The organism is Arthrobacter cryoconiti, from assembly GCF_020905375.1.
Classification (GTDB): Bacteria; Actinomycetota; Actinomycetes; order Actinomycetales; family Micrococcaceae; genus Specibacter; species Specibacter cryoconiti.
The window spans coordinates 16,084-28,733 of the sequence record NZ_JAJJBU010000030.1; the positions used below are offsets into that span (position 1 = coordinate 16,084).

Here is a 12,650-nt window from a genome sequence, read left to right on the forward strand (position 1 = left end):
CAGCTTGCCAATGGAAGCCGTGCAGAGCCTGACCGTAGCGGAACCGCTACCGGGACGAGTTGTCCGTATTCTGCCGAGCGGTCTGACTTTCCAGAATGGCGAGTGCTTTTTCACTCGCGTTGCGAATCCGATGCAACGCACCAACAATGCTGATGCTCGCAAACAGCACGATGAGAATCAGAACGACGAGCAACAAAGTGATATCCATGGACTCACTCTGTCAGATCCTGCAGCTGCATCGAAAGTGGTTCGCTCATCATTGGCGTCAACTTGCATATGGGCGTACTGATGAAGTGGTCAGTGGGCTTAACTCTCGTCCCAATGAGGAACCTCCTGCGGGACTGTTTAAGGCTCGGGGGACAAGGACCCAATGGACTTCTGAATATGTTCTGAACTAGACTCGAATCATGAACACACCCACCCGTTCCCGAACTACGTTTCAGTCTTCTGAATTGAGCCGCTCATCCGCTGAGGTCTTCGCGGCTGCGGCAGATCATCCTGTTGAGGTCACTCGTCGTGACGGTGAATCTCTGGTGCTCATGTCCGGCAGTGCAGATCGAGCACGCACTAATCTGCTGGAGCTGGCAGCCCAGCTTGTTGCGGTTTCAACGAGCACCGATGGAACTCTCGTGACGCGCATGATCGACAGGTTCCCTTGGATGCTGGCGCTGAGCCCGGCCGATCAGCAGGCCTGTGCCAATGATATTTTGTCCGCCTCACGCGCTTCGTTCGGGACCAACCAGCCGCACCTGGCCATTGCTGAACTCACAGCTTGGCGCGAGACGGCGACGGCTATCGCCGCCGGCCTCGGACAGGAGCCCGTGGAATGGCTCGATGACTCCGTAGGCGTTGAGCGCCCCTAAGGGATGGCCAAGAACCTGAAGGTCGAGCGGCCAACGAAGAAGTCTGAATACGAGATTTGCTTCGCCTCTACCCAGGCCCAGCGTGGCTGGATGAATCTAAAGGCCACGATCAGGGGCCCCTTGGCCGATGCTTGGGATTTTCTAACGAGGACACCTCTGGCTGTTACACCGACCAATTATCACTTGCGTGGTGAACACGGCGCCGTGACCCGTAATGGCTCCACCCATGAGCGATGGCAGCACAAGCCAACACTCAAGGGCGATGCTCGTATATGGTTCTACGTCGAGGGCCCGGTGGTCTATCTGGAGCAGGTCCATACTAAGCATCCCAACGAGACCAAGTAGGGATCTTGGGAAAAGAAACCATCCAACGGTAGCGCCTCTCTCAGTTGCCTAACCACTGGACCACAGCCCGGTCGGAGCAAGCCTCCAAGAGTCCATTCGCAGGGGAACCTCCTACGGGACGATTATGTGAGCCACGCTTCTATTGCAGGCACGTAGTTGAAATGATTTGTATCCGAGTTCGCTCCGATGAGTGTGAGTTGACGGCCACGATCTTGAGTGAAGCCAGATAGGTTTGTCCAATGAGAAAGCATCTTAGACACTTGCTCATCATTGCTGTGTCCTTGTTGGCATTCGCATGGGTGGCCAATGTTGGATTGACCTTCATCGACGAGGGTAAAACGCCACCTAGTTCAGCGTTCCCGGGCGTCCCCGGGCCCGCTGTCGTAAAGGGCACGTCGAAGGAGTGCGGTTCAGGAGGATGCTGGCGCGAAATGGTCATCGAGGCCGGTTCGCCTCAAGTGGCTACCGAGCTCATCAATCAGATGAACCTCTCCCAGGAGCGCTGTAGCGTCAGGAATCTGCTGACATTGAGCCGGATTTGCACCGGTTCCAGATACGCGGCCAATGAGTTGCGTGTATTCCTGCGCTACGACTACTAGGTGGAGCCACATTCGGCGTTGACCTTGAGTCCGCATCACGAGATCGGCGGGGGACGCTAAGTACCTGGGCCTAGGCTTCGAAGTCCGAGCCAGGCGTCCAATTTCGCGTACACGACGGCTACTTTCTCGCAAAGGGAACGTTCTATGGGACGGGAATCTAGATCTTGAGGTCTTCCCACTCGAAATGGGTCACGGTTCCGTTTTCCCAGTCCTGACGCAGGATTGAGTAGGCGATTGAGGCGACTCGCCCGCCGCAGCTAGTTGGCCAAGCCAGACGGTAGTGGGCCTCCTTGAGGAAACCCGCCCGGAGGAACGTCTTGCGCATGGCGATGTTGTCTTCTCGCGTTTGTCCCTCGAAGCGCAGCGTGTCCGGCATCGTATCGAAAACCATGTCACAGAGTGCCCGCAGCACTTGGACTCCCAAGCCTTTGCCGCGCTGGGCTTCGTCGAGACGCAGATCGAAAAGTGGGGAGTCATCTTCCTGCAAATCCTCCAGAGCGGCCATGCCGATACGGTGGCCATCCTGCAATACCCAATAGCCCTGAGTGTCTGCATTCCAGAAACGGCCACCCTCAATCTTCATCCGTACGTCATTGGCCTGTGGGGCCGCCTGAACATGGAACGGGAAACGGTTTGAGGTCAGGAAATCGATGAGATCTTCGGTGTCGGCTGGTGTCATTGAAACGAAGGTGATGGACATACTCCGACTCTATCTGCATCGACGAAGACTGACCCCGCAAGCGGAACGTTCAGCGAGACGGTCGACGGCACCACTGCGTGACTACGCGACGGAGCCGTTGAACGATGCAGAACTCATTCCGCGCTGTTGGCTTGGGCGTAGGCTTCCACTTCGGCAAAGAATCGTTCGTCCTGAATTCCGATACTTAGAGAGCTGCGGCTGTCGTTGTAGGTGACGTCAATGTCGATACCGTTGACGTTCCACATCTTCCGAAGGCCTCTCTGGCCGTGCCATGGAATGGTTGGTTCGCCGTGGAGGTCAGTAAGTTGGCTGAGAATGGCGTCGAAGCACTGGGTTGCTTGGGGGTCTGGCGGCGCCGAATCCAGTCGAAGCTGTACATGTATTGATTCGATGAGTCCGTCAAGTTCCCGTGAAGTGGCGAAGATGGGAGGGCCGTCGTCCCTTGGTTCTAGGTGAAAATGATCCGCTATGTCACGAGCATCGTTAGTGTTCGCGGGAGACTTTTTTCCGTGACCCCATCCCAGACGATTGAACAAGGCATCCTTTTCAGCCTGATTCTTGGGCCAAGGATGACGGACCGCTATTTCAACCAGGTCAACGATGGCTTCAGGCTGCGGAATTTCTCTCACAAAACGATCTATCAATGTCATCCTGCCACGCTATGCCGGAACATAGCGGATGACCAGAGGCCCACTGGAAATCAGCCGGGCAAGAAGACAGAAGCTCTATACACAGCAGCTCTAGCCCAAAGTGAAAAGGCCAATGCTATTTAGATGCCCTATTTGCTGACACGTGTCCGCAAGGGGTATCCCGTATAGACGTTGGCAAAGTGTCCCACAAGCCGGTCCACCACCGGCTGGTCGGATGGCCTGAAGCAACAGTGGCTGCGAGTTCTATTGGGGCGCCCGCTGGGGAACCTCTATCGGGCGGATTTCTGTATGAGCAGCTTGACCATGACGAGCGTGGGGCCGTCCCAGTCGATTCGCTCGAATTCTTGGACCGGCAAGAACCCGAATTTGCGATAGAAAGCCCTGGTCTGGGAGTATGCGGCATCCTCAAACGAAGGGCCAACGGTATGGACTTGCAGAAGCTGGCATCCGTCGATAATGAGCGCTGATTCCATAGCCTCGAGCAACGTCTTTCCGACGCCGCGGCCACGGTATTTTGCATCTACGGCAATAAGCGTCAGCTCCGCTGATTCCTTGAAGTGACGCGTCAGCAAGGCGACTCCAACGGTCATGTCATTGACCACGGCGAGGAATGACTCTTGTCGTGACGCGCTGGCCGTGTATCCCAAGATGGCCTCCTCGACGCCAAACCATTCAGGCAGGGAACGTAGTATTCGGTCCACGGCGCTGGGATCTTGACGGGGTTGAATCTTTATGTCTGGCATGCCCCCAGTTCATCACACCGCGAATCCATCAACGGCCTCAAAAGCTTAACCGCCTGCGGGACAGGTTTCGGTTAGCCCTTTCTACTCAACCGAGGACTAGTCTCACCACGGCTCTTGGTCTATTCGGCAATGACGTGGGTCGGTTCGCTAGTGCTTTAGATGCGGGCCCGCGGCTTCTGCATGATTGCCATCGTCTCTGCAGGCTCGAATCCGATGTTGGCATTGATTGCTTGCATCCAGATGTTGGTATCGTCGCTGCTGGTCTTGACGTAGTCCGTTGCCTCGTGCTGCTTTATCTCACGGAGACAGGCTATTTTGACCGCCGCACCGAGACCGTTACCCCGGTGTTCGCTAAGGACGAGCGTTCCCTCGATCTGTGCCGGAAGGGCTCGGTCTGTTGGTGCGACGATGCAGGTCCAAGCCACGACGTCCCCGTGATCGTCGGTGGCGATCGACTCGAAGACGGTGTCGCGTTGGGCGAGCCAGAGATTCATTTCCTTGGTGTAATCCTCAGGTGTCACAGGGGTTGGGTTCCATCCGAGGGTTCCATTGGGTGCTTCCGCATCCACCAATCCCTTGATCTGGCCCACCTGTTTCCTGAACTGTTCCGGTATCCCGTTCAGATAAGTGCAAACTTCGTAGCCATCTGTAACTTGTGGAATGCTCAAGGCGGCGGAACCGATATGTAGTTTGACGACCGTTTCCGTTGTGGCAATCTCATAGCCGAGCGGTCCAACAAATCGGCGAACGAGTGGTTCGATCTCATCCTGGTCTGCCCGATAAGCACTGGAGACAAAGCGAGTAGCTGATTCCGGACTGGCGCTTTCGGCAGCTTGTACTAATGCTGTCCCCACGCCCTCTCTTTGGTGGGCAGGGTCGACCCACGCGAACACCCAGGTAGTGTCGGGAGTGTCTTTTTCGGTCATGCTTGCGGCAAATCCAAGCAGCTGTCCTCGGTCCCATGCCCCGAGTAAACGATTGTCCCATCCGTCGTCACTTCGCCATCCGAGAATCCTTGTCTTTTCATCAACGCCTTTCCAGTTTGGTCGGGCTTCGATGTTTGCTGCGCATTCGACCTGGTAGGCGGCGGCGAGGGCGGCATTGTCGGCAAGGTCTAGCGGGCTAATGTTCACCTGTGGCAGCCTACAAGCTGGACTCCTGCCGGGCAATTGGTGGCGCGCCAGAAACCGAACCTTCTGCGGGTCAAGGATCACTAGTTTTGATTGAAGCTCGATGCTTGGCAGGATGTCAGCATGATCCGCGCTGTAGTTTTCGACCTCGATGGAGTCATCCGCCATTTCCTTCCGGAACAGGCGGTTGAAATTGAACGTCGACATGGTCTCGAAATTGGTAGCCTCGACGCCACAGCATTTTTCAGCCCCTGCTCACGGAAGTTACAACGGGACTCATGTCACGAGCTGAATGGGTGCACGAAATCGGGCGGACCCTTGGCACATACGATGCAGCGGAAGAATGGGGGAAACTGAGTCCTCAGCCTGATCCTGCCATGTTGGAAGTGAGCGATGAACTGCGTAGTCGCGGAACGATAGTGGCAATTTTGACGAATGGCACTGATACCATCCCCACCGAAATTAAAGCTCAAGGCATTCAGCAACACATCGACTACGTATTCAATTCCGCAACTATTGGTTACATCAAGCCGGACCAGCGCGTATTCCAGCATGTTATTGACGCGCTCGGTCTTGAAGGCTGAGAGATCTTCTTCACTGATGATTCCTTGTCCAAACTTAGCGGCGCTGTCGACTTAGGTTTTGTTACCCATCACTTCAGAGATGTTCATTCGCTTCGTGATGCTTTGCTCTGCGCTGGAGCATTATAGGGAACGATGAGCGGGGCAATCCTCGGGTGACGGTGTTTTCAGCGCCGAGTCAAGGCTCTCCACACTCGGGAGTCTGTCAGGAATGCGACGGCTGTGATGGAAGTAGGAACCAAGAGCCAGACCCATCTGCTGGTCCACCCGATTCCGATCCTTTCGCTGCTGGAGAATGCCTCGACTTAGATAAAGACGAACGTGGAGTGCGCTTCCGCAGGCTCTACACTGTTCATGGCCGCGAGTATGCCGCCCGTATAGGAGAGGAAAACTGCCCAGTAGGCCAGTAGGCCAGAAGGGCGATTCCCGCGATGATGACCCCTATCGACCATAGCGGGCGTTGCTGTCCCTCGTCTGCGTACCTTGCCGCGAGAACTCGGGGCGCCCCGAGATCCACCAGAGCCGTCGTCAGGTTTCTCGGGTCGGCCAAGAGTTCACGGCGCAGTGTTTTAGTGGTGGCCTTGCGTTCGGCTCCCGGCAGGACCCCTTCGAGATGCCATGCTAAGCGGGTCAGGTAGCTTTCGATCCGCATGCGGTCGCGAATGGATCGCCTAAATTCCTTGGTGCAAGGCGAAATAGTCATTGTGGTTTCCTTCGGGTGCGAGGGCATTGTGGACGGCGGTGGACATCAGCTGCCACTGCTGGCGCGCCGAAGCGCGCGCCTTCTGTCCCTCGGGGGTGAGCGTGAAGTACTTGCGGGGTGGGCCGCTGGTGGAAGAGAAGGTGCAGGTGGTGACAAACCGGTCGCGCTCTAGCCGGGCGAGCTCAGTCTGGATAACCGTTCAACGATTTCGTACCCGTACGACTCTCGATCCCTAATAAGGGTGAGGGTCAGCAGAGGCAGCGCCGAGCGGATAATCTGTGCATCCTGCTGCGCCTGCATTCTTGACATGCTATTAGCAAAATACAAATACTAGATTTGCGCAAGGATGTTAAATGGTCCCGTTTGGGTACCCGCCGGCACACCATCAATTTAGCGCCGCCCCGTAAGCCATTCGGCGCGCGGTTCATTGACAGCGCGGCGGCACTTTGGATGGGTCGTTGTTGGCTGTGTGCCACTGGGGAACCCTCAGTGGGACGGTCTTGATAGGGCCAACAATCCTCCCTAGGAGCTTGCCGCATTCTCGATTCGACTCAGCAGTATCGCGAGGGTTGATTGCTCCGCGCGACTCAGCGTTGACAGGATGGCACGTTCAGTTTCAAGATGATCCGGCAATGCCTTCTCGATCATTACTTTCCCGGTATCAGTGAGTACGACAAGCGTGCCGCGGCCATCGTTCGGATTTGGCTCGCGGGCCACAAGCCCACGGCTTTCCAGCCTGTTTAATCGCTGCGCCACGGCGCTTGTGGAGATCATTGCTTCGCGCGCCAACTCCATCGGTGATATTCGATAGGGTGCACCGCTGCGCAGCAGTGTAGCGAGCACGTCGAAGGATGACGCATCCAGTTGGTGCTGCACGAAAGTGTCCACCAATCGGGATTCGACGGTGAGTGCTGTGCGGCTCAGTCGACCAATGACGGCCATCGGTGAGACGTCAAGCCCAGGCTTTTCCCTGTGCCACTGTTCGATGATGCGGTCCACTTGGTCAGTCATGGGCCAAGTCTATGATTTAACTAAGCACTTAGCTACACTGGCTAAGTGCTTAGCAATCGAATTCTCCTGATCTTGACCACCGCTCTGGCACCCGTATTATGGGGCACCACCTATCTCACGACCACCACGTTCCTGCCCGAGGGTCGCCCACTGCTTGCAGCGACATTGCGCGCACTTCCGGCTGGGCTGCTGCTCTTAGCAGTCTGTCGCCAGCTCCCGCGTGGTGCATGGTGGTGGAAATCGTGGGTTCTTGGAGTTTTGAACATCGGGGCGTTCTTTGCGTTGCTCTTTATCGCCGCTTATCGGCTGCCGGGCGGTGTTGCCGCGATCGTCGGCGGCATTCAGCCGCTTGTCGTCGCACTGTTGGCCAGCAGGATCCTTCGCGAACGACTGACTGCCCGTGTTCTGGTGGCTGGAGTCACCGGCGTTTTCGGTGTTGCCCTGATAGCACTTCAGGCCCAGGCCCGCCTTGATGTCGTTGGCGTCCCGGCCGCCCTTGCTGGAGCCCTTTCCATGGCCACCGGCATCGTGCTTTCCAAAAAATGGGGGCAACCCGCCTCGCCGCTGACAACCACGGCCTGGCAACTCATTACCGGTGGACTCAGCCTCTTGGCGATCATGCTCGCCTTTGAGGGGCTGCCCTCAACAGCGCTGACGCCGTCAAACTTCGGCGGCTACGCTTATCTATCCATCGTCGGTACCGCATTTGCGTACGTCATGTGGTTTCGCGGTATCTCCAAGCTTCCCGCGAGCACCACGGCGTTCCTCGGGTTACTAAGCCCGGTGGTGGCCATATTGTTTGGATCGGCGGTCGCAGGGGAGAGCTTCACGCCACTCCAGATACTAGGAATCTGCCTCGTCCTGGGCTCCGTCACTGCCGCGATCATCGCCAAGAGCGCGAAGCCTCCCGTTGAGAACGAATTATTTGCAGAGAAGCGTTCCTTATAACCGCTGCGTAGCTGAGCCACTAGAGAGTGTCACGAAAAATTCGGAGCGCAATGTCTGCTAGATGACAACACTGCCCTGTATACCGGTCCTTCGGGCGGATGGGCTGAACGCCATTGGAGACGATGCCAAAGAGGCGTATGAGCCTGTCCGCTGGGGAACGCTCTGTGGGACAGTTCTGCAAACTCTTGGAGGGGCAATCACAAATACCGTAGGGCTAGTCGTCTAATCCGTAGCTACGAGCCAGCGAAGTTACTGCATTGGGGTCTCGATGGCGAACCACCAGGTCGCCTGTCTCACTGTCCAGCACGGTCCATGAATCGAGTTCGATATATGTATTTTCGAGCACGGGCCCGTTCGTGATCTGGACTTGTTTGATACGGGCTACGGCAAACAGGGCCATGGTTTCACCGCTGTGGTTGTCCGCAAGGATACGGCGCGTGACAGTGGCCACCGGGTCGTCCTCAGCTCGGAAAAGGACGGCACGAGCACGAGGGGCAATGGGGATGGGGTGGTCCGGGGCTCGGCCTAAATTGTCCCTGTCGGCAGGAAACATGGTCTGCCATCGTCGTGCCGCCTCGCCCGGAAGCAAAGTAATGTCTTTGCGAGCAACCAATGCGCGGATGATGTGTGGGTCGCGCAGAGAGGGCTGATCCTCTTCATTGACCGCCAACGATTCCGCGGACCTGACTAGCTCGGCAAGTGCATCCATGAGCCAAGTCTAAACATGCATAAATTGGGACTGCCCGAATTCCAGCGGATGGAATAGCCCATCCAACGCACCCGGAGCAGGAACCCTGAGTGGGCACTTCTTGGGGTGGGAATGTTGTGCGAGAAGTTTCTCGTGTTTGGGGAACTTAACCGTTGCCCGTGGACACTACTAAGTATGAAACAAATCGAAGACAGCGATGCTGCGCTGTGGGAGCGCTGTGCGCAAGGGGATCCTGATGCCCTTGGTGCACTGTTCGACAAGCACGCAGACGCTCTATTCCGGTACGCGCTCAGTAGGACGCGGTCGTGGCATGACGCCGAGGAACTAGTCTCCTTGACGTTCCTTGAGGCGTGGAAGCAGCGAGCCAGGCTCAAGCTGGAGAGGGACACCCTGTTGCCCTGGCTCCTGGGTGTGGCGAGCAATGTTGACAGGAACCGGGCGCGTTCACGACGCCGCCACGAACAGTTCCTGACTCGTCTGCCGCACTCGGAACCAGCCATGGATCATGCAACAGAGATTGCCGAACGTCTGGATGCCGAGGCTGAGGTTGCTCGTCTGCTCAACGGTACCGCCGGGCTGACATCCGGTGAGCGTGATGCCGTCATCCTTTGTTTCATGAACGGTTACAGCTATGAGGAAACGGCCACAGCGTTGCGGGTAAGACTCGGCACAGTCCGGTCCCGACTTAGCCGGGCCAGGAAGAAACTCGCGGCCGCTGCACCCCACCTTGCCCCCGCTGAACGGTTGACCATACCCTTGGAATCGAGGATTTCATGAATCTCTCCGACATTACCTACCCCTCCAGCACCAAACAATCCGTGCGGAACCTGATCGTCCAAGAAGCCCGAAGGTCCGCGAAACCTGCAAAGCGTTGGAAGAGACCCCTGGTAATTTCTGTGGCGGGCTTGGCGCTGGCCGGGACGACGGCGGCCGGCATCTACGTGGCCACCAAACCCGTTGAGGACAAACGGGACATCCGTTGCTATTTCCAAGCCGATCTGAACACCCAGTACCCGATCAAGACGAATCCGGGGGAGTTTATGCCGCCATACATCACTGCTGGGATCTTCGAGCCAGGGTTCGATGCGAAGAAAAACCCGAACCCAGGCGACAAGAACGCCGGCATGCTCCAGGTTAGCGATCCAATCAAGATCTGCGCCAAGATGTGGGATACGGGCGACATGAACCCGGACGGCATCACCAACAATCTCATCCCCAAGGGCTTCGTGCCGCCTCAGTCTGTGCTGGTCAAATCTGATCCTCGGGATCATGGCCCGGACGGTAAGCCATTCCCTGACCAGATGGTCTACAACGTTCCCGGCCACTACATCCCGCCACTGGTTGAATGCGTCGTGGAAAACACCGTCGCCGTCATCCCCGGACCCCCTCAAACGTGCGCGAAACTGAGCATCCCCACGTTGGAAAAATAGTTGCTCAATCGCCCTTGAATAGAAGCTTGAACAGAAGTAGGAAAACATGAAGAAATCATCAACAATTCTCTCCATTGCAGCCATCACCTGCGCTACCGGAGTACTCGCAGCAACAGCCACTTTGACATTTGGCCTCGGCTCCGGCATCCCGACAGCGCACGCCGACAATGCGCACACAGTCTCAACACAAACCGCGTATGAGCGCACCCTCGAAAACGTTGCGACGATCAATCGATCAGTGCCGCCTGAAGGAAGCATTCTCCAAGCTGTCGAGGACAAACGGGACATTCGCTGCTATTTCCAAGCCGATCTGAACACTGAATATCCCAGCAAGGAAGATCCGGCAGTGAAGATGCCCCCATTCATTACGACAGGGATCATGGACGTCGGGTTCGACGCGAAGAACAACCCAAACCCCCAGGATAGAAACGCCGGGATGCTCCAGATCAATGATCCAGTCAAGGCCTGCGCCGCGCTGTGGGACACGGGCGACATGAACCCGAACGGCATCACCGATAACCTCATACCGCAGGGATTCGTGGCGCCAAAGCCGGTCATGGTCCCCTCAGATCCGCGGGATCATGGCCCGGACGGAAAGCCATTCCCCGACCAACTGGTCAGCAACGTTCCCGGCCACTACATCCCCTCATTGGCCGAATGCGTCGTCGACAACGTCGTCGCCGTCATCCCCGGAAGCGGCGACGTCTGCGCAAAAATGGGAGTACCGGTACTCAAGCAGTAAGTGCAAACAGGTCATCCAGAGGCAGCACGTCTCCGTTCATTTCTAGTTCGGGACGCAGGGTTAGAAGACGTGCGCGGACACGGCATGATGAGTACAACATTGGCCGGATGCTCCAGTGATCCAGCAAATTTATGGGCTGCTGTTCAAACCCTCCTGCGGCCCACCAAACCTACTGCCCACCGTGGCCAGTGAAGCATGACGCGGATTATTCGCGCACCCAATATTCTCACGGGGCGCGCCCCAATAGCTGGCTGTGTGGGTGTCTCAACGAACGGGGACACCCACACAGCCCACATGCCCTCGACCCTTTGATAGCGGCGGACAATCCCTCCTCCCATCAATGATCAATTCAAGAAGCCATCACGACGCTGTTGCTGGATCTGCTGACTCAGTGCCGGGAAAACGTGTCCCATATAGGCAATTGAAACTGTCCCGCAAGCCGGTCCTGCAACAGACACTCCTGCCGTTGAACTGCTGCTTTGAAAATGGTGGGTCATGCAGTGTCCGTTTAGGGTGTCCGGTGATAATTCCGGTGACGGGGCGTCTTACGATACGGGCTAAATGTCTTTGGGTGCCGTTCATCCGTGTGGGGGAGTGGGCTGGTCTTTTTGAGTGTTCTGTACTGGGTTTTGTGGGGTGAGTGTTTGTGCGCGCCGGTAGAAGGTCGCGCGTGACATTCCGAGGTCGCGGGCGACCTGTGCTGCGGGTTCGCCGCTTTCGACTAGCCGTACAGCGTTGTGGATCTGGCTGTCGGTGATACGGCGGGGCCGACCGCCTAAGTCTTTGCCGGCTTCTCTGCGTTTGTCGATGGAGTCGGTGACGCGTTCGCTTTTAATGTCGTGTTCCATTTGAGCCAGGGCGGCCATGATGGTGAAAAGCATTGATCCCATAGGTGTTGAGGTGTCTACGTCACCGCCACCGAGGTTGAGGACGCGTAGGCCTGCGCCGCGTTTGTTTAGCTCTTGTGCGAAGTTGAGCATGTTCTGGGTGGATCGCCCGAGCCGGTCCAGTGTGGTAATTACCAAAGTGTCACCAGCAATCAGAGCATTCAGTGCCAGGTCGAATTGGGGCCGTGATGCACGGGCTCCAGAAATGCCGTGGTCAATGTAGAGGTCATCGACCCGGATGCCGGCGGCGAGAAGGTCAGCTTGTTGGCGGTCGGTAGATTGCCGTTTCGTTGATACGCGGGCGTAACCGATCAGTTTCCCCACAAGGTGCTCCAATGTGTCTCATAACTAGTAGTGAATACATCAATTCAACCAGATAGTTTCGAAACATAGTTACGAGAAAAACTGCTTGTAGGTAATTCGTTGTGATCTGGTTGTTTTTGAAGCACGTGTCGGGGGAGTTGCTCGCCACCAGTGAGACCTCTCGTATCCCTAGAGTTACAAGACGCCGAGAACGTTGTAGTTGGAATTTCACGTACCTTCACAGGTCATTAAATCGTGTAGGTGAACCGTCCCGGATTTGATGCCGCTGTCTTTTTTGAGAAAGAT

The 12,650-nt window shown here is 56.5% G+C and carries 19 protein-coding genes; 8 read left to right on the top strand and 11 right to left on the bottom strand.

From position 1 onward, the window contains the following. Nucleotides 1–46: 46 nt before the first annotated feature. Nucleotides 47–208 (bottom strand): hypothetical protein, encoded by a 162-nt coding sequence (locus LOH53_RS14445; RefSeq protein WP_230068459.1) that lies wholly within the window; start codon nucleotides 206–208, stop codon nucleotides 47–49. Nucleotides 209–407: 199 nt separating this feature from the next. Here LOH53_RS14445 and LOH53_RS14450 point away from each other — a divergent pair, with 199 nt between their 5' ends. From LOH53_RS14450 to LOH53_RS14460, 3 genes are all read left to right on the top strand, one after another. Continuing rightward, nucleotides 408–863 carry a prevent-host-death protein gene (locus LOH53_RS14450; RefSeq protein ID WP_230068460.1) on the top strand — a complete coding sequence of 152 codons (456 nt, stop codon included), beginning with the start codon at nucleotides 408–410 and terminating at the stop codon, nucleotides 861–863. A 3-nt stretch (nucleotides 864–866) separates the two neighbouring features. Then, nucleotides 867–1,208, top strand: a complete 342-nt coding sequence (locus LOH53_RS14455) for a hypothetical protein (protein WP_230068461.1) — start codon at nucleotides 867–869, stop codon at nucleotides 1,206–1,208. A gap of 239 nt (nucleotides 1,209–1,447) precedes the next feature. Then, entirely contained in the window at nucleotides 1,448–1,807 is a 360-nt protein-coding gene (locus LOH53_RS14460) for a hypothetical protein (protein WP_230068462.1), read from the top strand. A 157-nt stretch (nucleotides 1,808–1,964) separates the two neighbouring features. Here LOH53_RS14460 and LOH53_RS14465 read toward each other — a convergent pair whose 3' ends face one another. The 4 genes from LOH53_RS14465 to LOH53_RS14480 form a co-directional block, all read right to left on the bottom strand. After that, the gene (locus LOH53_RS14465) at nucleotides 1,965–2,507 is read right to left on the bottom strand and encodes a GNAT family N-acetyltransferase (RefSeq protein WP_230068463.1); all 543 of its coding nucleotides are present in this window, start codon (nucleotides 2,505–2,507) and stop codon (nucleotides 1,965–1,967) included. Between the two features lie 113 nt (nucleotides 2,508–2,620). Further along, on the bottom strand, nucleotides 2,621–3,157 hold the full coding sequence (locus tag LOH53_RS14470; RefSeq protein WP_230068464.1) for a hypothetical protein: 537 nt from the start codon (nucleotides 3,155–3,157) through the stop codon (nucleotides 2,621–2,623). Between the two features lie 269 nt (nucleotides 3,158–3,426). Then, on the bottom strand, nucleotides 3,427–3,900 hold the full coding sequence (locus LOH53_RS14475) for a GNAT family N-acetyltransferase (protein WP_230068465.1): 474 nt from the start codon (nucleotides 3,898–3,900) through the stop codon (nucleotides 3,427–3,429). A gap of 155 nt (nucleotides 3,901–4,055) precedes the next feature. Continuing rightward, nucleotides 4,056–5,237: a GNAT family N-acetyltransferase gene (locus LOH53_RS14480; protein WP_230068466.1), complete on the bottom strand. Its 1,182-nt coding sequence runs from the start codon at nucleotides 5,235–5,237 to the stop codon at nucleotides 4,056–4,058. Nucleotides 5,238–5,308: 71 nt separating this feature from the next. On the opposite strand from LOH53_RS14480, the gene LOH53_RS14485 reads away from it, so the two are divergent. Next, nucleotides 5,309–5,614: an HAD family hydrolase gene (locus LOH53_RS14485; protein ID WP_230068467.1), complete on the top strand. Its 306-nt coding sequence runs from the start codon at nucleotides 5,309–5,311 to the stop codon at nucleotides 5,612–5,614. A 349-nt stretch (nucleotides 5,615–5,963) separates the two neighbouring features. Here the strand turns inward: LOH53_RS14485 and LOH53_RS14490 are convergent, their stop codons facing one another. From LOH53_RS14490 to LOH53_RS14500, 4 genes are all read right to left on the bottom strand, one after another. Continuing rightward, nucleotides 5,964–6,314 (bottom strand): hypothetical protein, encoded by a 351-nt coding sequence (locus LOH53_RS14490; RefSeq protein WP_230068468.1) that lies wholly within the window; start codon nucleotides 6,312–6,314, stop codon nucleotides 5,964–5,966. Continuing rightward, nucleotides 6,283–6,507, bottom strand: coding sequence for a PadR family transcriptional regulator (locus LOH53_RS16960; RefSeq protein WP_326832796.1), 225 nt, complete (start codon nucleotides 6,505–6,507; stop codon nucleotides 6,283–6,285). Before LOH53_RS16960 ends, LOH53_RS14490 begins: the two co-directional genes overlap by 32 nt. Beyond that, a complete protein-coding gene (locus LOH53_RS14495; protein WP_230068469.1) occupies nucleotides 6,483–6,623 on the bottom strand; it encodes a hypothetical protein in 141 nt (46 codons plus the stop codon). Before LOH53_RS14495 ends, LOH53_RS16960 begins: the two co-directional genes overlap by 25 nt. 213 nt (nucleotides 6,624–6,836) lie before the next feature. Then, nucleotides 6,837–7,325: a MarR family winged helix-turn-helix transcriptional regulator gene (locus LOH53_RS14500; protein WP_230068470.1), complete on the bottom strand. Its 489-nt coding sequence runs from the start codon at nucleotides 7,323–7,325 to the stop codon at nucleotides 6,837–6,839. Nucleotides 7,326–7,370: 45 nt separating this feature from the next. Between LOH53_RS14500 and LOH53_RS14505 the strand changes: the two genes are divergently transcribed. After that, complete coding sequence (locus LOH53_RS14505) at nucleotides 7,371–8,273, top strand: DMT family transporter (protein ID WP_230068471.1); 903 nt, start codon at nucleotides 7,371–7,373, stop codon at nucleotides 8,271–8,273. A gap of 214 nt (nucleotides 8,274–8,487) precedes the next feature. On the opposite strand, the gene LOH53_RS14510 is transcribed toward LOH53_RS14505, so the two are convergent. Then, nucleotides 8,488–8,982 carry a hypothetical protein gene (locus tag LOH53_RS14510; RefSeq protein WP_230068472.1) on the bottom strand — a complete coding sequence of 165 codons (495 nt, stop codon included), beginning with the start codon at nucleotides 8,980–8,982 and terminating at the stop codon, nucleotides 8,488–8,490. 174 nt (nucleotides 8,983–9,156) lie between these two features. Here LOH53_RS14510 and LOH53_RS14515 point away from each other — a divergent pair, with 174 nt between their 5' ends. From LOH53_RS14515 to LOH53_RS14525, 3 genes are read left to right on the top strand one after another with little or no spacing between them, the layout of a single operon-like run. Then, nucleotides 9,157–9,759, top strand: a complete 603-nt coding sequence (locus LOH53_RS14515) for an RNA polymerase sigma factor (protein ID WP_230068473.1) — start codon at nucleotides 9,157–9,159, stop codon at nucleotides 9,757–9,759. Beyond that, a complete protein-coding gene (locus tag LOH53_RS14520; protein WP_230068474.1) occupies nucleotides 9,756–10,412 on the top strand; it encodes a hypothetical protein in 657 nt (218 codons plus the stop codon). Before LOH53_RS14515 ends, LOH53_RS14520 begins: the two co-directional genes overlap by 4 nt. 46 nt (nucleotides 10,413–10,458) lie before the next feature. After that, the gene (locus LOH53_RS14525; protein WP_230068475.1) at nucleotides 10,459–11,154 is read left to right on the top strand and encodes a hypothetical protein; all 696 of its coding nucleotides are present in this window, start codon (nucleotides 10,459–10,461) and stop codon (nucleotides 11,152–11,154) included. A gap of 578 nt (nucleotides 11,155–11,732) precedes the next feature. On the opposite strand, the gene LOH53_RS14530 is transcribed toward LOH53_RS14525, so the two are convergent. Further along, nucleotides 11,733–12,365, bottom strand: a complete 633-nt coding sequence (locus tag LOH53_RS14530; protein ID WP_230068476.1) for a recombinase family protein — start codon at nucleotides 12,363–12,365, stop codon at nucleotides 11,733–11,735. Nucleotides 12,366–12,650: the final 285 nt, after the last annotated feature.